This window comes from Anaerocolumna sp. AGMB13025, assembly GCF_029689925.1.
Lineage (GTDB): Bacteria > Bacillota > Clostridia > Lachnospirales > Lachnospiraceae > Anaerocolumna.
The window spans coordinates 4,494,755-4,515,151 of the sequence record NZ_CP121445.1; the positions used below are offsets into that span (position 1 = coordinate 4,494,755).

The window sequence follows — 20,397 nt, forward strand, 5'->3', positions numbered from 1 at the left end:
CTGCCTTCTATGATTTCCTTTACATTCAAACAAGCAGCTTAACAGGCAGAGGCATAAATCAATCCGAAAAAAACAATACAAAAATTCAACAAACTGGAATATCTGCATTAAACATTCACCCTCCAAAATTGAATTATTTTCTTTTTCACTTCATTCATATGGGATCTACTAATAGACAGATTAATACCGTTGCGCAAAATAACAAGATTATTATGGATTTTCATGATATGAGGGGCATTCACAATAAACCCTCTATCAATGATTAAAAACTCTTCAGAATTTAAGTCATTATATACGTCAGATATACTTTTTCGCTCCCTGCTTTCGCCGGAGGAAGTAACAAAGATAGAATTTTTTCCTTCTTTAAATATGTAATAGATATCTTTATAAAATATTTTTTCAAACCGCGAGTTCGTTTTAATGATGTAACTTTCTTTTTCCCGGTTTATGATCTCTGCCGTTATATCTTTTAGAGCAGCCGGCAGTTTTTTATCCATCAGAGATTTCGGTATATACCGGCTGATATTGAGCTCATACCCCTCAATTGCATACTCCATGTGGGAGGTTATGAAAACCACATAGCTGTCCTTTAGTGTCCGGTTAATTACTTTTGCCAGCTCGATACCGTTTACATCCGGCATTTCAATATCTAAAAAACAGATGTCAAAATACTGATTTTCCTCGATATCATAAATAAAATTTTTAGAATTTTCATAGGAGCTCACGTTAAAAGAAATACTTTTATTTTTGAAAAATTTGTTCACTTCAAGTGCAATACAGTCAATATTCGCCCTCATGTCATCGACAATAGCAATTTTAATCATACAATACCTCCCCCTCGGATTTATTAATATACAAGGTATTATACCAAAATTTTACTAATTTTCAATCAAAAATGTGTAAAATTTACTTTTATTAATGTCATGAAAATAAACTTCATCTTTATTTATGACTAATTCATATAATTCTTGACCTGAAATATTATGATTACAATACGAAAAAACCCCTATTTCTTTGTTATTCACCTTTTCAATAATATCATCCACCACCGTTATAATCATCATATTATTCTTTTTAGAAGAAGACCATTTCCCTATCATGCTTCTCACCTGGGGTCTGGTTAATTTTATTTTCTTGGAGTGATAAAACCTCTTAGGAAACATCATACTCCGTTCTGTTCCCAAATCCTTTAAAATATGATCAAATTCTTCTTTATAGGATTCATACGTAAAGCCCATCTCCAAATATGCCTGTATCAGCAGTGCTGCTACTTCTAGATATTTTAAATCGTTGCATAAGGAGTAATATTCCTGTAAATGTTTAATCGCCATTAAGAATGTTTTGTTAATCGAAATTCCTTTATATTTCAAGCTGCCTGCCGCAAGTTTAATTGCTTCCAGATATATTCTGGATTGATCCGTATTGACCAAAATCAATACCCCCTTATTTAAAATCAAATAAATTCTTTTTTGCCACATTTAACCGGAAATCAATAAATTTTTGTCTGTCATTTATATGAAAATAAATATTGTCCTTAACTATTGACCCGAACGGCTCCCCCGGATATACACCGTAACAATGTCCGGGGTATATAATTGTATCCTCGCTGATTGTATCTTTTAAAAACTGTAAACTGTCATACATGTTGGATGCAGCCTCACTGGTATCGCATATACCGCAGCCTTCGTAAAATAAAGTATCACCCGTAAATAAATGATTTGAGATCAGATAGCACATACTTCCTAAGGTATGCCCGGGAGTCAGGAAAGCTCTTACCTTAAAAAAGGATAACGGTAACAATTCCAGATTTTCCGCATAATGCAGATTCTTACATTTGTACCGATACTGTTTTGCTTCAATTCCTGATATATAAACCTCCGTATCAAATGCATTTACTAAAGCTCCTACTAAGTTAGTATGGTCGTAGTGGGAATGTGTTAATAAAATTGCCCGCAGGGTTAAATTATTTAAACTTAAGTATGAAATAATCTTTTTTATCTCCCAGGCAGGATCCACAATAAGGCATTCCCTGGTTCCGGCTTTACTGATTATGTAGGTGTAGTTTATGTAATTAGCCCATTTACATCTGATGGTATTAACTTTGCAGCTGCTTTCCATGTGACTCCTCCGCTTTTCATAATTACCGCCGAAGCTAACTAAAGGTAATTTGGTTTTTAATACTCTCTTCCTCATATCTCTCAAGACAGCGGACAGCAATATCCACAAAGCATTGCTTATTCAGGAAATCAACCTGTATCTTAGCACGCCCTTTTCTTTTATTTATCTTCTTGATTATCCCCTTATAATGAATCAAAGGCCCGTTAATGATATTTACTTTTTCCTCTTCCACCAATACATCTGAAATTCCGATAACCCCTTCTCTATTAATCAGATCTATGATTATACTGATTTCCCTTATATCGATTTCCTGAAAACAGCTCTCATTTTTTAACATCCTGATGATATTGGAACTTTTATGGTTCTTCATAATTTCATAAAGTTTTACAATTTGCTCCGTTCCAATCAGTACGTAACTTGGAAAAAGTGTCCGAAGTACATAATTTCTCTTCCCGTCGTGATATTCATAAAGACCTCTCTTTGGTACCATCACTTCATAGGCCTCCATTGGGCTGAAAAATTCATATAATTTCTTTAAAGTATCACATACTTCGTCTTCTTTTCCTGTTTTAACAAATAGTGCATACCATCTCATTTTTTCTCCCCCTATATTATCCAATCATTCGGTAATTGCGATTTATGCAAGTTATTTAAGTCATTATCTGGTTATCATAAATTCATAAGTAAATATACCACAATAAAGGAGGAAAAAAATAAAATGGCTTTTTTGGAATGGTTTTGTCCTTAAAAAATAAAATGTTATCCATGATTTTAAAAATTCTTATATATTTTAAATTTGAAACCAGGCTGGTAAGAGTCCCTTTTAACCGTGCTAACTTTTCGGCATCACAATATGCCAGTGTATTACTACCACTGGCATATTGTGCTTGAATTATTATTAATTTTACAAGTGTTTCACAATTAAAGCTTTCATGAAAGCCAAATAATTTTATACTACCGATTCCTTGATATATACACGTTATCAATATCTAAATAAAAGAATCAGAAGGTTTCTGTGAATTATTTTATTGCATTAAGGCTTTTTGCTACATTTAATCTTCCTCCGGTTACCGTTCTGCCATTTAAGCTTGAAATCTTATCTACATTAGATAAAATTGCAGATTTAATCTGAGCAGAAGTCAGGGAAGGATTAAAGGATTTCAAAAGGGCCACTGCCCCTGAAACATGGGGAGCTGCCATTGAAGTTCCGCTGGCAGTTGCATAACCGTTATTAAGATATGTACTAAAGATTGCATCTCCCGGGGCTCCTAAATCAACACTGGTACTGCCGTAATTACTATAACTGGCTTTGGCGTCGGTACTGGTTGTTGCCGCAACGGCAATGATATTAGCGGAAGTATAACTTGCCGGGTAGGAAGCTCTGCTGTCATTATTGGTTCCATCATTTCCGGCTGCTGCTACGAAGAGTCCGCTATAGGAATCAATGGCGTCTTTCAGGCTCTGGCTGAAGGAACCACCGCCCCAGCTGTTGTTGGTAACAGCAAAACCTTTATTTTTCGCATAATTAATTGCCAGTATTGCATCGGAAGTGTAACCTCCTCCATCTGCATCAAGGAACTTTAATGCCGCAAGCTGTGTATTCCAATTAACTCCCACAACGCCGATGCCATTATTACCGACAGCACCTATAGTGCCTGCTACATGTGTACCATGACCATTATCATCCAGAGGCTTATTATTGTTATCTACAAAGTTCCAGCCATAAATATCATCGATATAGCCATTCTTATCATCATCAATTCCGTTCCCCTGAATTTCTCCGGGATTAACCCAGATATTATTTGCTAAATCAGTATGTGTATATTGAATTCCGGAATCAATAACCCCAACAACTACATTTTTGGCTCCTGTGTAGGTGTCCCAGGCTGTTGGCGCACTGATCTTTTTTAAGCCATAAAGATTAGAGTAATTAGGATCATTCGGAACCGTATCCACAGCTTTCAGGTAATAATCCGGTTCTGCATAAACTACCGCAGGGTTCTCTTTTAATGAATTGATTGCATCAATTACTCCCTCTGCTGACTGGTCCTTGATCGTATACAGAACTACATCATAATTACTATCTTCTTCCGATAATTTGTTTTGATATGTCAATCCCTGATCTACCACATTCAATTGATTATCCGCACCTGATTTTAAAGCTACAATAATCCGGTCTTTTGCATATGGGTTCTCATAATTACTGCTATTATAAACATCACTAAGCTTGTCCTCAGCTGAAGCCTTCTGATTTAACACTAAGATACTGCTTAAAATAAATAGTACAGACAGGCATATAGCGGTTATACTGTAAAATATTCTCCTTTTAAACATACATAAAACTCCTTTCTTAATTGTTTATACACTCATCATCGTTTTTTTGTTACAAATAGTATAATTGTGAAACACTCTGATACAGTTAGCGCTAAACTGGAAGAACTTGTCTTCCTTTTAGATTATAATGTAAATATTTGGTAATGTCAATCATAATTGTATGTTTTTTTATCTTAAATGAGGTTATATTTTGATTATTGTTAATTTATTATATTGTTTTGCAATAATTTAATTGTTTATTGTGCATTTTTCTGAATCCATTGTTTCTCTTTTCGTCTTATCCTTCATTACTCCACAACAAAAAAGAGGAATAAAATGCTTAACAGGGCATAAGAGACAGAAATTATGCAAAAAAGGCTGTTGTAAAATCATAAGTAAACTTACTTAAAAAAAATGGATTATGTTTTGCGGAAATTTTGCGGAAAGCATGCGTATATGGGGCAGTAAAAAAAGCCGCCGCTTATTCGTGCATATATTCCACAAAATTTCTGAAAAACATAATCCATATTCCAGACCTAAGTTCAGTAACCTTACAATACAATTTTACGACAGCCCCATAGCAAAGGCTTTCACTAAAGTGGGTTCTATCTTATATAACTTATATAACTCCTATAGAACTAAAAAATCCTTTCACCATTCACATTTATTTGTTCATTTTCCTCCATAGGTATCATAATATATTTCTTACCGTCAATAATTTCTGATTTGATTTGATCCATTTTTACGGGTTTTACTTGAAGAATAATATCATAGTTTTCATTTATATTTATATTATTTACATCGTTCTCCAATAAGGTATCGGATATCTCTTCCGACTGCCGGTCTATATCCCCAGGAGATGAAAAACTGCCGGTTCCTTTGGTCACTTCTTCCAGTTTTCCCTGAAGCTCCTGGACTTTTTCTGCAAGTGCCTTTTCCACTTTCCGTTTCTCATTTTCCGCCAGTACTTTTTTATCAATCAGATGCTCCACTGCAGGTGGTTCTTCACTGAAATTCTCGGCATAGGCAGATTCTATTTTTGAGATGATTTCTTCCGGTAATTCATTTTCCACCAAAATCTCCTGAACCGTTTCATTGGTCAGAATTACAGGTTCCTCCGAAGTTTCGGAAGCCGCAGCCTGTTCTTCTGCTAATTGTCCGAGACTTTCCTGGATATCACTAAAGATCCGGGTGCTTTTTTCTGAATCGGCTACAGAATTTTTAATAATGTTCTGGAAAATATTTTTCTTTTCTGCGGCAGTGGATTTTGCCGGACAGCCAAGAACTTGCTCCATTAATTCTTTATGAGGTTCAATTGGATTCTTTTCATAAAACATAACGGCATGAATATCTGTACTGCGGTCGTTAAAAGCGGGGAAGATAAATCCGTTCTCCGGTGCTCCCACAACCCAGTCACGTTTACGGGGTCCGATTTTATTCTCATTCTCTAAATATCCAAGTCCGGGCTTTGAAAGTTCCACCGGACATAGGGCTGCAATCATATATTCATATACTTCCTCGGATTCATCTAACCTGCGGTTGTCCGAGGTTTTGGTAAGGACATCATACGCATCATGAAAAATCAGAATCAGATAATTCCCGGGATAATCATAATTATCAATGATAAGCTGATAAAAAGTCTCTAACAGTTCTTCATTCTTTAACTTACTTTCCCTAAGTCCCATTAAAAACTGCTGTTTGCCGCCGGTTTTCTCTTCCTCTAAAGGAAATGCCAGTTCTAACAGGTTATTTCCTAAGGTTCCAGAAAGGGTTTTCTTCGCAATTTCCAGATATTTATAAAATTCCTCTTCCTCCAGATTCAGAAAGGTTTCATTTAATTTTAGAAGGATTTCTTTTTCAGAATTCACATAACAGCCACACATTTTAGTAAAGGTACAGCCGGTTTTCTTTAGACGGCTTTTTATCTCAAATACTTCTTTTCTGTTCATTTCTTTCCCTCCATGTTCCCTAATGATTTATAAATAATAAAGGAACCTAATATCTTATTATAAGGCATTGAGGATAATAAATCAAAGAAGAAATTTTATTTTCAGATATACAATTATAAAATATATTACTGTTCCGTGCTATAAAAGATTTGATTATATGAATAAATTGTTCCTAACTTTATATTATATCAAAAACACCTCCCTTCGCCATCTATATCAGCATTAAGGGAGGTAATTGTGTGATTCAATTAAATTTATTATTTCTTAGATTTCATATGATTTCTTACTTCTACCGTATAATTTTCTCCCCGTCAAAAAAGAATACTCCATAACCGCTGCCGGTCTTACCGCCTGCCATGAGATACTTCGCATAGGCTTTTTGCAGGGATGTATTCTGAGGCAGCTCACTTGGTGCTTTATCACTGTCTTTGCCGAATACCCTCCAGGCATTGCTAAACGTTTCTTCTTCCCTACCTTCAATATAAGTAAAATCCTCCATAAAGCCTCTGATATTTAGATGTTCCGGCAGGAACTCCCTATGTTTAGGATATAAAAGCCAGGAATCGCAGACCATGGGTATGGGTCTGTCACCAAAATCTTCTTTATAAAATTCATAGGCTCTTTTATAGGAATCCAGACGTTTTTCCAGGGAAAAGGAACCACTGGACGGGATATGCATATTAATGACTCTGTCGCCTTTTTTAACCAGATTACCGCCTGCCTTATATTCCTCCAGCAAAAAGTCGGAATACTCATACTGCAAACGTCCTAAAGCAAAACGTGTCATCTCATAAAATCCAGGATACCAGGTTCTAACAAAAGTTCCCCAAACACCATAAACCTCATAACATTCCATCAATTTGCAGTGAAGATCATAGATGGTATCCCAAAAGATGTCTTCGGATATATCCTCCCAATTATACTTCTCATAGAGCGGCTCACTGCACCAAAGGAGCAGCATCATTGACATCGTATATGTAGGAACCTCCATGGTTTCAGCCAATACATCCAATTCTTCAAAAACACTCTCTGATTCCCCGTCCATAAAACGGTCAGCTAATTCGGTAAACTTTCCTCGGAATTCCTTTTTTCCTTCAATCTTACTGCATAAATGTAAGAAGACCTCTCTGGCTTCTTCGGGAAACTCAATTTTTTCCATAGTATGTTTTATAAAATCTTGTTTGCTTTCCATATATCTACCTGCCTTTCGGGTTTTCATATCATAATCGCAATCGTTACTATATCAGTTTATGCTATTCCTTAAGTTGTCCACTACAAGGACTTAAGAATATTAGGCACCCACCTGTTTTATCCACACGGGTAATTATTATACAGCCTGCTTATTTTATTAGTCTGCTTATTTTATCCGTCTGCTTATTTTATCCGTCTGCTTATTTATCACACTGCCTATGCTTTCCTGTCTGCTTGTACCTTACAGTAAATTATTAGCCACTATATAATCTATATACCTTTTAGAAACCAGGTGTTCCTCCCCCCGTTTTAGACATTCCAGTGCTGTGCTTAAGACATCCGGCCGTATATTATTCATATTCATAATAATATCATCTCTGGCTCTTAACATCTGTTCATATTGGTTTTTTTCTTCTGTTATAGATAAATCAATTTTTTCACATTCCTCTAAAAAATCACAGAGTAACGCTCCATTACTGTCAACCAATATATCCTCCAGAGAATAAAACTTCTGGTAAAAGCGGACTTTTCTTAGGCTGCCTACTTTATAATCAAAACTTCTTTTTAATAACATTTTTTCGTTCCAGACATCCAGAAATACACACAGACCCATTGACTTTTGAAGCAGATTTTCATACCAGGAAATCTGATTATCTTTACCGCTTTTATTGATTCCCATTACATATATCGGAGTAATCCTGCTGCTTTTATAATACTGATCTCTTTCCTGAAATTTTCCGATGCTGCTGTGCTGCAGATGGTAATCGATGGCTATATCATTTCCGGCTGGACTTGTAACATAACAGGTACTATACATTCCGTTCTTCATCTTATATCTGGCATGTATCTCACACTCCGGAAAACTTCTCTTAAGCAAGGAATACAGTAAGCGTTTTCCTTTTTTCAGTTCTTCCGATTCAGTCAGGTTTCCATAGGGGCAGGCAAGTTTATCGTAATGGGCAAAGTACGGCTCCATAATCGGTCCTGCTGCCAAATAAACTCTTTGACCGCACTCACTGCAAATCAGCTTTCCTTCACCGGCAGCTAATTTCCACTCTTCCACCAATTCACTAATGTATAAATGATTCTTATCCTTTAAATCATACGTACATATTTCTTTCCCATTATAAATACAATTCTCCATAGTTACCCCTGTGATATGTACCTGGTTTATTTACTTTTTATTTTACCATAAAGTAAGGAATCATAATAGTTGTCTTCAATAAAAAAGTGATCTTGTAACCGTCCCTCCAAGACATATCCATTTTTCTCAAGGATACGGGCAGAACCGATATTAGCATCTACCACACTGGCATGAAGTTTATGAAGCTTTAGTGTATCAAATGCAAAATCCGTCAATAAGGCGATGCTTTTTGTACCATAGCCTCTGCCCCAGTAAGACTTATGAAAAACATACCCAACCTCCGCCTGGTTTGCCTCCCTGTCAAAATCAAAAAGCATGACGGTTCCTATCACTGCCTGTGCAGCCTTTAAAACGACAGAAGCATACATATGCGTTCCGGCTTCCTCGCGCTTTATCATAGTCTCAACAAACTCCCTTGTCTCTTCCAGGCTTTTCATTAACTTCCAGCCAATAAAACGGGATACCTCTTCATCAGAGGCATATTCATGTATCTTGGCGGCATCCTCTATATTTAAGGGTTTAAATGTGATTATATCTGTTTCTAATGTATGGAATAGACTTAAATTTGTATTCATTCGTTCTCACTTTCGATCGTATTTTTCCTTGTAGAGTTGTAATACGAAGTAGCTTCAAAGCAAGGTAATGTCTGCACTTTCTTATAAAACAATATGCTCCGCTTACTCTATTTTACAGCAATTAATCCTCTCTTTCAATCCTTTCCGAATTCTTATATTAAAATCATTGGAAGTATCTTTTGAGATTGCATTTATTAATCCAAGGAACTAGTCGAATACATCCTACACCTTAGTGGAATCCAGCAGTTTATACTCAACATGTTGTATGGTATTAGGAACTATATTTCCAATAATTCAACTCCAATTTTTAAATAGTTTTCTGCTTCTATTATTGTCAGCATTATTAAGATTCCCTCCTGCAAATTCAAGTTTGCTTATGTGCTAGGCTAGGCTGTTTAGATAAAATGGGAAGCTTGACTTCCCAAAACTTGCAATGTTATAAATGTAATGCCATTTCAATTATTTCCATATTCTCTGGATGAGGTCTGTCCATATCCGATAATATACTAATAACAGTCTTTTTGTCAGGGATAATGACTAATTTTTGTCCTCCAAAACCACACGCGCAAAAATATAGGATGCTTGAATAACTTCCCAACCACCAACCCAAGCCATAAGGAGTATTTTCCGGGAAACCTCCACTAGAATATTCCAACACACTAAGTTTATAATATTCTTCAGAAAACAAACGTTTTCCTTCTATTACACCTTTATTTAACAATAACTGTCCGAATTCATCTAATAACTTGATAGAAACCTTCATTCCTTGAATATCATCTCTAACCCATTCGAAATCTCTATTTTTAAAGTATGATAATATCTTTATTCTAAACAATTGCGTTATCTCAATTCCATATACCGCTTCTAATAAATTGACTATTATCTGTGGGTCAGGTTTATATTTAAAAGAGACACCAGGTTCGCTTTCAAATATCAATTCCATTACTTCGTTCATATTTGGTGGAATAGGATCTTTTGGGGCTGGCCATACAATTCCAGTGGTTTTAGACAATACATGTTTGATTTTTAATTTATACCAGTTAATATCTGTTATTTCGTTATGCTCAATATAATCAATGACACAATCCTCTATACTTCCAATTTTCCCTTCATATATAGCAATACCAACTAGCGCAGACAAAAAAGATTTGAATATGCAGCCAACTGGAAATAACTGCACCTCACTTTCGTTTTCCCGTGTAAATTCAAATGCTATCTGTCCATCCTTTATCATATGTACAGCCCTTAGATTTGTATAACGACTTAAAGTAAGCATATTATCCCTCACACAAATTCAAATTTATATTCCATCTACCGCTTTTCTAATATGGTCCATATATTCTCTTCCTGTGGGATTATTATATCTATATCCACTTCCGGGTGAGCCTTCACATATTCAGTAAGCATATCTATCAAATTTTCCTTTGACTTCATATAATCATCCACTATGACATCAACAGAGACTCCAAGACGTTTCAGTAGTAGCGCAGATACCGCCCCAGTCCTGTCCTTCCCTGCTGAGCAAAAATACATTACATTTGATGGAGCATTCAGTATAGTATCCAGAATAATGTCCATCTGTTCATCCACCATACTACGATAGACTTCATGAAGATGCGCTCTGGATTTTGGCGTATCTCCACCACCCGTTACTGGGAGATGATGATAGGTAAATCCTGCTAATTTCCGTAATGAACATGGATTACGATCTAGTTCCTGCGCAGAGCGTAGATCCACAAGTGTGGTTATATCATTATCCAATAACCACTGAATCTCTTCTTCTGTTATATGCACTGGTACGTCACTTCTTATGTATCGCATGCCACCAATTGGCAATGCGCGTGTGTTTAATGTTGATTTTAACAATGATTTCATCTAGTCTTTTCTCCTTGCCACACAAACATATAAGTTCAAATTTGTCTTTCTTTCTCATAACTTATTAAATATAATGGGTAATTCATTTAATTTGCAATAGTAGACAATTGCAAGTTAAAATTATTTTTGAATGCTCTTCACTCCGTTTGATAAAATTTATTGTTGATATACCATGTTGGAACAGGATTTTTCATATCATCAAACGAACATATGATATCTGTATTCATTTTCAAAATTGATGGCATTTCATCCGGAGCAAAATATTTTGCCCACACGATGGAAGTTATAGCGCTTGCCGAAAGGTAATACAATAATAACATCCAAAACTTGTCTGGTACTTCATTGTCGAAATAACCATTAATCTGTCCTGAAGCAAATTCTGCGCATTCTACACCAATACGATTGAACTCATACCATGGGTCTCCATAATTATCAAAATCAACCGTGTGCCAATCAATAATTGATAAATTACCAGATACTGTTTGTATCATATTGCCCATATGGTAATCTCCATGATGACGGCACTGTGGACGATTATTTAATAATTCTCTATTCCTTTCAAGATAATCCAAAATGATAGTATCCCCTGGAAAACGGACACCATCTGAGTGGAACGCTGCTATACGAGGATTTATAACTGAGAAGTATCGCTCAGACCAATCAGAAATACCATCTTTTGCCTGAACTCCATGTATCTTTTTAAGAATTTTACCTGATTCTAAACCCATCTGATATTGTTCTTTCGCAGATAACGTACCTAAGATAGATTCTACTTCGACTCCCTCGATCCAGCTCAGCAGCGTGTACACAGATTTCCCATTATCACAAATCCCAAAATCAATGGGGGAAGGCATCGGCACATTACACGCAGACATTTCTTTCATTACTTCATACTCAGTCTTTTTCTTTAAATACTCCGAAGAATCAGCAATACGTAATAATAGATGTTTTCCTTCCGTTGTTTCAATATAATATTTTTTATCTCCTGACATACCCTTCGTAATCGGCTCTATTTTAGAAAACGTATCATATATCGGAATATCTATCATAATTCCACTCCTCCCATATTTGGTTATAGTTCATTCAGCAACAATATGCTTTAGAATTCCTTTCTGGTGTAGCCATTTTCCATATCAGTCCTCATTCTTTTCATCATTAACTTTTTTTAACTCAAAGCAGGTTGCCTCCAATAGCAAGATAAGTCTGTCATTATTTACGACAAAAAAAGTTGCGGGTATACTACCACCATGATTTTTAGACGTAAGATATACTCCTAACGATTTCACTTCATCATTTATATTTAAACCTTGTAAATCTATTTTCCATAGTCTATAAAAAGAGGTGCTATTATAACATATCGTTTCAATCTGATAGAGTGGATCTTTTGTTCTATATTGATATTCATTATAGTTTTCAAGACCTTTTGTATCAAATAAATTCTTTTTGATTATTATTTTATCACCAATCACGTTCTGCCCTGTTGGATATTCCGAAGCATCATTCCAGGAATTTGCGAATCCTAAAAGCTTTTCAACCTGCCAGGTACCGTATACAAAGTTTTCCGTTTCACTATCAAGCTCCATTTCACCATTAAATGGTTCCGATGTATTTAACGGTGGATTGGGAGCATCTATATCAGGAGGAATAATTTCATTATTAATACCGATAATTTTTAATTTGCTTCCCATTTTATAGATACAAAAATTAAGATTACGCTGATAATCACCAAACATTATACCACTTGCATTATAGAATACAAATTTCGTATGAGCAGTTGAGATTGCATTAACGAAATTGTTGTTTATAATTTTGTTATAATTGTCAGTAAATTCTTGTGCCGAATTTATCGTAATATACTTACCATCAATTGATACAGTAAATGGATAATAAATGCATTGAGCGACTGCTCCTTTCTCTTTCGATATGATATCCTTTTTCAGTTTATTTAGGAAGGTATCAACTTCCTGATTATTAGAATCCATGATGTCATAGAAATTATCTAAACTATCACCACAGACATGATCTATTTTTAAAGCAACAGGCAACTTTTCACCATAACTTTGCATAAATATTCCCTTTAGTTCGCTTGGTTCATCTGCTAAGGCAACTGTACCTGTTAAAGTATTCTTCTCATCATCCGTTAAAGAAATTTTAAGTCCATCTAATGTACCAACTAACTTAATTTCATCTTTATCGTTATGATTAACATAAAAAGCAGTTATGTTGTTACCATAGGGATAAATATCCAAGCAAACCTCCTCGACACCAATTGTACCGTAGAAAACATTGTGTTTTTTATCCTGTAGACAAGTTTGGCTTGATTCGATTGAAATATTATCTATGCTTGGGGTTGCAGACTCAATGTCCAAATTTTTTTCATTACTTTCTATATTATCACTCGCTGTAATTGGTTCAGTAGATATTGTAGTTCCGTCTTTATATGATCCACTAATTTGTGATCTTTTTGTACAGCTTACATATATAATGCAACATATAATTATCAAAACCGTAAGGTATCTTTTTTTCATAGCTCTAAAATATATCCGGTTCCCCAAATGGTTTTTATCACCTGGGGTTCATTCGGATTCTCCTCAATCTTTTCTCTTAATTTTCTTATATGTACATTCAACGTACCGTCCCAGTATTTTTATTTACCATGCACTTAATAATTACCTTAACTTTTGCAAGAAGTACGCTTAACGAATAATATAATCATCTCCGCCGATATTTAACGCGATTAATATATCATCATCGCTCTGCCTTGCGCTGATAAATAATATAGGTATTACCGATTCCTGGCGGATTTTCTTACAGATACTAAACACGCTATCATCACTAAGATCGCTACTTTTACATTTATTTATTCAGTAATTTAGCTACTCTGTCTTTATAAATTCGCAATTTGCTTTTGTACAAGGCATTACTTCATAAATACAATGGGAAGTTTAGAATCCCATGCAAATTGGAATTGTTTGCTTAGATTTGATTCACTTTTTGAAAGAATATAAATTAAGGACTATGCTCATTTTGTGGGACTAAGCATTAGAATAATGTATTAAATCAAGTTCAAAATTGTCTCGCTTAAATCCATTTTCTTCTATATGCGTTTGTTTTAATCCAATTTTCATCAATACAGCCGCACTTGCTGGATTTTCAGATACTGCTTCTGCTTTAAAAATGGCATTTGGGTATTCATTCAAAACATAATGCATTATTGCACTCGCCGCTTCGCTTGCATAACCACACCCCCAGTGAACTCGAGATATTTGATAATAAAGCCCATAAACAAAATTTGCTTTATCCATACAAATGCAACCAACCATACCAATCGCTTTATTATTTAGCAGAATAACAAAGCGGTCTATGAAGTCTTTGTCTGTCCGATTTATCTGATGTTCAATTAAGTTAATACATTCATCAATGGTGGTCAATAAAGGGGTATATGTATATTTTATTACTTCAAAATCGCTCCATAGTTCAAAGAAATCGTTTGCATATTTAACATTAAACCCAACCAATTCAAGCCGTTTTGTTTTCAGCATACTAAACCTCCAAACATAAATAATGTTTACTTCACCTATTCATCTTAAATATAATGGAGTATAGCTCCTCCTTTTATAATGTCACTTGTAACACTAAAACTCCGGTAATTCTATAAATACTACTTTTTCTCCATCAGCTATACCACCATATACTTTACTATCATAAACACCAATATGTAAATAATGTTCGATTACATACTTCGAAGTAAAAGGCATATCTAAAGAATTTAGTTCCGCTTTTTCAAACCATTTTAAAATTCCTTCATTAGAAGTAAATTGAATGTCTATATCGGCTTTCAACTCAGCAAAAAAATAATAATTCTGTCTGATTTCTCCTTTTGTCCTTCTTAATGTAATATATCGTAACCTCATATCATCTAACATATTTTCAGTGATATTTATTTCTTCTAGCAATTCTCTTATAACACAAGCTCTAGCATCATTCAGTTCATATTCTTCAAAATGTCCTCCTGCTGAGCCAACCCAAACATCATTAACTACTCTACTTCCTTGCCTATAAAGCAATAGCATTTTGTTGCCTTGTGAAATATAAACAGATGACATATTTCTTAACCGACCATCCATATTCTTTCTCCCTACAGTTCAAATTTTTCAGTAATTTATGCTTGTACTTTTCATAAATATAATGGGAGGTTTTACTTCCCATAAATACAAGTCACCCTATCAGTGTTTTATAAAAAATCTCTTTCAAAACATTCTCTGGTATATCCTGATTAAGATATATTTGTAACATGCCTTTTGGTGTAATCTTAAACTGTTGCAATTGGTGTTTATATTCCAGAATAACCTCAGCTTCAATATTTATATGGTCTTTAAATGGGATAATTCGAATATATTTTTCCCCTATATAATAACTCGGCAATTTTGCCCATAACTTCTCTTCAATCTCATAAGGAACAATTAGAATAATCAGCTCTCTTAATTCAACAAAAAGACTTTGTATTTCACTGCAATATTTTTTTATGTAATCTTGAATATCTGCATTCAAGTTTCTATGCCTCCATGATTTTAATTTGTTCGTTTCTTTTATATTTCATTAACCTTCATAAATATAATGGGCAGTTCGCCTTTGGTGACTAATGCGTAGCGTTTACCCTCTATTTTCCACATAATTTTTAAAATATGAAATAAATGGATTATAATAGTGTTGCATTTCTTTGATTTCAGAAATGAATTCTTTATATACTTTCTTGCTTTGTAATTTCTCCACCTTATTTGAAAATTCTGTATCTTCATAATCATTTAACATAGAAAAAAAGTAACTACAATCTACCTTAGCATCATTACCATCAGTATATTTACCTGCATTTTCTAAAAATGTCGCCCATGAAATTTCATCTCTCTCGTATCTTATAAAAAAGCACGCCACAAATAAATCATTATTTCTGCTAAACTGTTCAAAAGGCTCAGAATATGCATATTCATTTACAATACGAACGGCATCAGGAATATACTTAGTGGTAGCGAGTTCAATTATCCAAAATGGTGGTTCATTATACTGGTCTATTATTTCTTCGCACCATAAATCATAATGTTTATACCAAATCAACCTCGATTCTAACATTAGTCCTATCTTATGTGCAAAATCTCCCCTATCTTTACAAATTCAAATTGAACAAAATCGCTGCGCGATGGCTGAACTAGGCTATGGTGCAGCGATTTTGTTCAATCTAAGTTTGCAATGTCTTACGATATGTGTAAACCTCGACATCGACAATATCTTGTCCACCCCAATTTTTCTCCTCCATAAAATAATTTTCTTTTTGAAATCCATTTCTTAATAAAGCTTTAGAAGAATAAATATTATTGGGCATAACAAATGCTTGAATGTTTTTAATTCCAATCTCGTCTGATAAATATTTTGTTAGCAGGTCTACTATATTAGTTGCTATTCCTTGATGCCAGTACAATTCATTTATTCTATAACCAATCGTAATCTTCTCATCCCTTTTCTTATAGTTAAACATCTCAGCCATTCCTATAAGTTTATCTGGATTATTACACAGATAAACACCTGCAATAATACATTTTTTCTTATCAAAATCTCTGTTGCCAAGATTCCTAATGGCTGCTAACAGATTCCCTTTGCTCTTTTTATATAAGAAAAGCGGAATATATTTATAAACATTATCGTTGTTTGTAATTTCAAAAAGATTATCCAGGTCATCTTCTATCATTTTTTTAACGATAATTTTTTCATTATAAATGTGCGGAAATTGTTCATAGAGTTCCATAGTTATCCATTCTTTCTATTTACATAGTGCTAATAAATATTTCACGACAATTAATACTTATTTTGCGAACATCTATTTACCCATATAGTTTTTGCAGAATAGCCTTTATTCTTTCTGTACAATCAACTTTTCTGTATTCGGCTTTTTTCCAGGAATCCGAGAGAGGAAAGTAGACATTATCATTTGCCTTTGCTCCTAAATCCCATTGACCGTTTTCATCTTTGTTGTTTTCTAGCCAGTCCACAACAAAACTTAGTTTTTCTTTTGCAAATTTATATCCAGCTAAGATTTCAATCGCTGATAAATACCAGCTTGTCTCTTTGGATGCAAAAACATTAGGTAATTTATCTAAAGGTTTATTATAAACATAATAAATTCCATTCGCTTTTGCGATTATGTAATCTAACAACTGATTTTCTGTTTTTTCCGATAAGGCATCTTGAAGTAAATGAATATGATAAAAATCCGAGAAATCAAGTTCTCTTGCACCTTTTGGTTTTGAAGAAAATTCGTATATATATGCGTCCAGATAGGCTTCCTCATTATACATCCCATTCTCAAATGCTTTATCAATAACATTTGACCACCGTTTAGAGAATTTTAATGCCAGTTCATTGTCAGGCTCGAATATTCTCACCCATGTAGATAACATAAGTTGAGTAAACAACTCCCAATTATGTGTCTTTTCCCAATAATTATCTATATTCCTTTCACCACCCAAACATAATGTCATACAGTCGACAGCTTTCCGAATCGGAGTATCATTTATGGTAAATCCTAAGAGCTTTAATCGGCGTAAAGCCTGCTCTGTGGTTAATGGATATCTTTTATTGGGTTGAGATAATGAATGAAATACCTGACCCCAGGTTCCATCATCATTTTGAAGATCAATAATTTTTTGGGCTAATTCACCATTTTTATAATTCATCTTAATACTCCCATCATACACAGTTATAATATCTTTGCCGCAAATTCCTGCCTAACTAGCTATAAGGATACGGTTTATTTCATTTTGAAAATGGTTGCTATATAAATATAATGGGAAGTATATTTATTTCGCAGTAGACGATTGCAAGTTAAAATTACTTTTAAATACTCTTCACACTGTTTGATAGAATTTTATTATATTCTTTCACAATATATTTCCGTTACTCTATTACAACTTAGCAGCCCGTCCACACTATCTCGGTCAAATGCTGCGTTTATTGCTGCAATATGTGCGTCATATCTGGGGTCGGTAGCTAGTGGATATCCTTCCTGTGATGCGATGTAGGCAAGCCACTTCTCCCTTGTATACTCCATAGGGTTGGGAAATTCCCAAGTCGTCGGATTTGTGAAGAAAGCATCTGTAGTCTTTTTACTTAAGTGTATCATCTCTCCACCGGGGGTTAGATTGTAAATTGCCATGACTAATCCACCGGGTTTAACGACACGGCAACATTCTGTGCGGAACGCATTCAGATTAAACCAGTGTAGTGCATGAGCAACAGTGAGAATATCAATACTATGATCAGGGAGTGTTGTGGTTTCCGCAGTGCCATTAATAATCTTTACATTTGAAAAAGGTGCTAACGTAATGGTAAGTTGCTTACGCATATCTTCATTGGGTTCAACGGCAAACACAGTGTATTCGTGTTCTGCCAGTTCTACTGTTAATTTTCCTGTCCCTGCTCCAACATCTGCGAATACCGCATCTTTTGGCGCAAGCCCGACGATTGTGTCTATAGCCGCCTTGGGGTAACCCGGACGTCCTTTGGCATAGTCTTCCGCCTTGCCAGTAAAATTTTCTATACTCATTTACTTTCTCCTCCCAACTCAGACCAATCAGAAATACCATCTTTTGCCTGAACTCCATGTATCTTTTTAAGAATTTTACCTGATTCTAAACCCATCTGATATTGTTCTTTCGCAGATAACGTACCTAAGATAGATTCTACTTCGACTCCCTCGATCCAGCTCAGCAGCGTGTACACAGATTTCCCATTATCACAAATCCCAAAATCAATGGGGGAAGGCATCGGCACATTACACGCAGACATTTCTTTCATTACTTCATACTCAGTCTTTTTCTTTAAATACTCCGAAGAATCAGCAATACGTAATAATAGATGTTTTCCTTCCGTTGTTTCAATATAATATTTTTTATCTCCTGACATACCCTTCGTAATCGGCTCTATTTTAGAAAACGTATCATATATCGGAATATCTATCATAATTCTACTCCTCCCATATTTGGTTATAGTTCATTCAGCAACAATATGCTTGAGATTTCCTTTCTGGTGTAGCCATTTTCCATATCAGTCCTCATTCTTTTCATCATTAACTTTTTTTAACTCAAAGCAGGTTGCCTCCAATAGCAAGATAAGTCTGTCATTATTTACGACAAAAAAAGTTGCGGGTATACTACCACCATGATTTTTAGACGTAAGATATACTCCTAACGATTTCACTTCATCATTTATATTTAAACCTTGTAAATCTATTTTCCATAGTCTATAAAAAGAGGTGCTATTATAACAGCTTTGATATCTCAGTCATTCCTAATGGCATATTCAGCAGCAGCTCTAGCGTGTATAAGTGCTGTATCATACACAGGCAAGGCGCTGTCTTCTTGCTTAACGAGTAATCCGATCTCTGTACATCCAAGAATGACCCCCTCTGCTCCCTGTTGTTTCAGTTTAGTTATGACTTTACTAAAATATTTACGAGACGAATCCTTAATTTCTCCGATGATCAATTCTTTATTGATGATTTTATGAATATTATCTATCTCTTCTGCGTTGGGAATTATTACTTTGATTCCGCGTTTAATAAGTACATCTTTATAGAAATCTTTCTCCATCGTAAAGCGAGTCCCCAATAAGGCCACCGATTTTATATCATCCTCCAATAACTTATCCGCAGTTACTTCGGCAATATGCAAAAATGGTATATGAATTACTTTTTGTATCCTTGGCGCTACAATGTGCATTGTGTTAGTTGCAAGAATAATAAAATCAGCACCTGCGTTTTGAAGAGTTAACGCTGCTTCACTTAGAATATCACCTGCACGTTCCCAGTCGCCATTTTTATGTACTTCCTTAATTTCTTGGTACTGAACATTGTATAAGATACATTTAGCACTGAAATATTCACCTATCTTTTTATTTGTGTATCTATTTAACTCAAGATAATAAGTAGCTGTCGATTCCCAACTCATTCCACCAATAACTCCAATCGTTTTCATAAGGCTTCCTCCATTTTTATAATTCTAGCATGATACTATTTTTTGCTCAGTTAATGTAGCTAACCAAGTCAAAAAGCTAATCTGCTATTGCAAAATGCGTTAACCTTTAAAATAGAATCTCAAACTTTTACTGAAAAAAGATCATAAGTTTTCAATTCCTCTACAAATGGCTTTAATAACTTCGCATTATTGCTAAAATATGTAATTCT

General features: G+C 34.7%; 23 protein-coding genes. All 23 read right to left on the minus strand.

The genetic code is table 11. From position 1 onward, the window contains the following. Positions 1-107 precede the first annotated feature (107 nt). A complete protein-coding gene (locus QA584_RS18615) occupies positions 108-824 on the minus strand; it encodes a LytR/AlgR family response regulator transcription factor (protein ID WP_278270600.1) in 717 nt (238 codons plus the stop codon). Positions 825-878: 54 nt separating this feature from the next. Further along, positions 879-1,430 (minus strand): hypothetical protein, encoded by a 552-nt coding sequence (locus QA584_RS18620; protein ID WP_278270601.1) that lies wholly within the window; start codon positions 1,428-1,430, stop codon positions 879-881. Between the two features lie 13 nt (positions 1,431-1,443). Next, complete coding sequence (locus QA584_RS18625; RefSeq protein WP_278270602.1) at positions 1,444-2,118, minus strand: MBL fold metallo-hydrolase; 675 nt, start codon at positions 2,116-2,118, stop codon at positions 1,444-1,446. Between the two features lie 34 nt (positions 2,119-2,152). Continuing rightward, positions 2,153-2,713 (minus strand): antiterminator LoaP, encoded by a 561-nt coding sequence (gene loaP / locus QA584_RS18630; RefSeq protein ID WP_278270603.1) that lies wholly within the window; start codon positions 2,711-2,713, stop codon positions 2,153-2,155. A gap of 425 nt (positions 2,714-3,138) precedes the next feature. Further along, positions 3,139-4,452, minus strand: coding sequence for a S8 family peptidase (locus QA584_RS18635; RefSeq protein ID WP_278270604.1), 1,314 nt, complete (start codon positions 4,450-4,452; stop codon positions 3,139-3,141). 617 nt (positions 4,453-5,069) lie between these two features. Beyond that, positions 5,070-6,380: a DUF4317 domain-containing protein gene (locus QA584_RS18640; protein ID WP_278270605.1), complete on the minus strand. Its 1,311-nt coding sequence runs from the start codon at positions 6,378-6,380 to the stop codon at positions 5,070-5,072. 289 nt (positions 6,381-6,669) lie between these two features. Then, positions 6,670-7,572 (minus strand): acyltransferase domain-containing protein, encoded by a 903-nt coding sequence (locus tag QA584_RS18645; RefSeq protein ID WP_278270606.1) that lies wholly within the window; start codon positions 7,570-7,572, stop codon positions 6,670-6,672. 240 nt (positions 7,573-7,812) lie between these two features. Further along, entirely contained in the window at positions 7,813-8,715 is a 903-nt protein-coding gene (locus QA584_RS18650) for a competence protein CoiA family protein (protein WP_278270607.1), read from the minus strand. Positions 8,716-8,741: 26 nt separating this feature from the next. After that, positions 8,742-9,290 (minus strand): GNAT family N-acetyltransferase, encoded by a 549-nt coding sequence (locus tag QA584_RS18655; RefSeq protein WP_278270608.1) that lies wholly within the window; start codon positions 9,288-9,290, stop codon positions 8,742-8,744. A 436-nt stretch (positions 9,291-9,726) separates the two neighbouring features. Next, positions 9,727-10,524 carry a serine hydrolase domain-containing protein gene (locus QA584_RS18660; protein WP_278270609.1) on the minus strand — a complete coding sequence of 266 codons (798 nt, stop codon included), beginning with the start codon at positions 10,522-10,524 and terminating at the stop codon, positions 9,727-9,729. Between the two features lie 77 nt (positions 10,525-10,601). After that, the gene (locus QA584_RS18665; RefSeq protein WP_278270610.1) at positions 10,602-11,111 is read right to left on the minus strand and encodes a tyrosine-protein phosphatase; all 510 of its coding nucleotides are present in this window, start codon (positions 11,109-11,111) and stop codon (positions 10,602-10,604) included. A 191-nt stretch (positions 11,112-11,302) separates the two neighbouring features. After that, positions 11,303-12,214: an aminoglycoside phosphotransferase family protein gene (locus QA584_RS18670; protein ID WP_278270611.1), complete on the minus strand. Its 912-nt coding sequence runs from the start codon at positions 12,212-12,214 to the stop codon at positions 11,303-11,305. An 84-nt stretch (positions 12,215-12,298) separates the two neighbouring features. Next, on the minus strand, positions 12,299-13,693 hold the full coding sequence (locus tag QA584_RS18675; RefSeq protein ID WP_278270612.1) for a hypothetical protein: 1,395 nt from the start codon (positions 13,691-13,693) through the stop codon (positions 12,299-12,301). Beyond that, positions 13,690-13,794 carry a winged helix-turn-helix domain-containing protein gene (locus tag QA584_RS28630; RefSeq protein ID WP_331487679.1) on the minus strand — a complete coding sequence of 35 codons (105 nt, stop codon included), beginning with the start codon at positions 13,792-13,794 and terminating at the stop codon, positions 13,690-13,692. Before QA584_RS28630 ends, QA584_RS18675 begins: the two co-directional genes overlap by 4 nt. A 406-nt stretch (positions 13,795-14,200) precedes the next feature. Then, a complete protein-coding gene (locus QA584_RS18685) occupies positions 14,201-14,707 on the minus strand; it encodes a GNAT family N-acetyltransferase (protein ID WP_278270613.1) in 507 nt (168 codons plus the stop codon). A 93-nt stretch (positions 14,708-14,800) separates the two neighbouring features. Continuing rightward, positions 14,801-15,292 (minus strand): NUDIX domain-containing protein, encoded by a 492-nt coding sequence (locus QA584_RS18690; protein ID WP_278270614.1) that lies wholly within the window; start codon positions 15,290-15,292, stop codon positions 14,801-14,803. A 91-nt stretch (positions 15,293-15,383) separates the two neighbouring features. Next, entirely contained in the window at positions 15,384-15,716 is a 333-nt protein-coding gene (locus QA584_RS18695; RefSeq protein WP_278270615.1) for a DUF1801 domain-containing protein, read from the minus strand. A gap of 102 nt (positions 15,717-15,818) precedes the next feature. Further along, positions 15,819-16,292, minus strand: a complete 474-nt coding sequence (locus QA584_RS18700; RefSeq protein WP_278270616.1) for a hypothetical protein — start codon at positions 16,290-16,292, stop codon at positions 15,819-15,821. Between the two features lie 106 nt (positions 16,293-16,398). Beyond that, on the minus strand, positions 16,399-16,962 hold the full coding sequence (locus tag QA584_RS18705) for a GNAT family N-acetyltransferase (RefSeq protein WP_278270617.1): 564 nt from the start codon (positions 16,960-16,962) through the stop codon (positions 16,399-16,401). Positions 16,963-17,038: 76 nt separating this feature from the next. After that, complete coding sequence (locus QA584_RS18710; RefSeq protein WP_278270618.1) at positions 17,039-17,890, minus strand: hypothetical protein; 852 nt, start codon at positions 17,888-17,890, stop codon at positions 17,039-17,041. Between the two features lie 194 nt (positions 17,891-18,084). Then, the gene (locus tag QA584_RS18715) at positions 18,085-18,759 is read right to left on the minus strand and encodes a class I SAM-dependent methyltransferase (protein ID WP_278270619.1); all 675 of its coding nucleotides are present in this window, start codon (positions 18,757-18,759) and stop codon (positions 18,085-18,087) included. Then, a complete protein-coding gene (locus tag QA584_RS18720) occupies positions 18,756-19,175 on the minus strand; it encodes a phosphotransferase family protein (RefSeq protein ID WP_278270620.1) in 420 nt (139 codons plus the stop codon). The genes QA584_RS18715 and QA584_RS18720 overlap by 4 nt, the downstream gene beginning before the upstream one ends. 317 nt (positions 19,176-19,492) lie before the next feature. Continuing rightward, positions 19,493-20,188 (minus strand): aspartate/glutamate racemase family protein, encoded by a 696-nt coding sequence (locus tag QA584_RS18725; RefSeq protein WP_278270621.1) that lies wholly within the window; start codon positions 20,186-20,188, stop codon positions 19,493-19,495. Between the last annotated feature and the right edge of the window lie 209 nt (positions 20,189-20,397).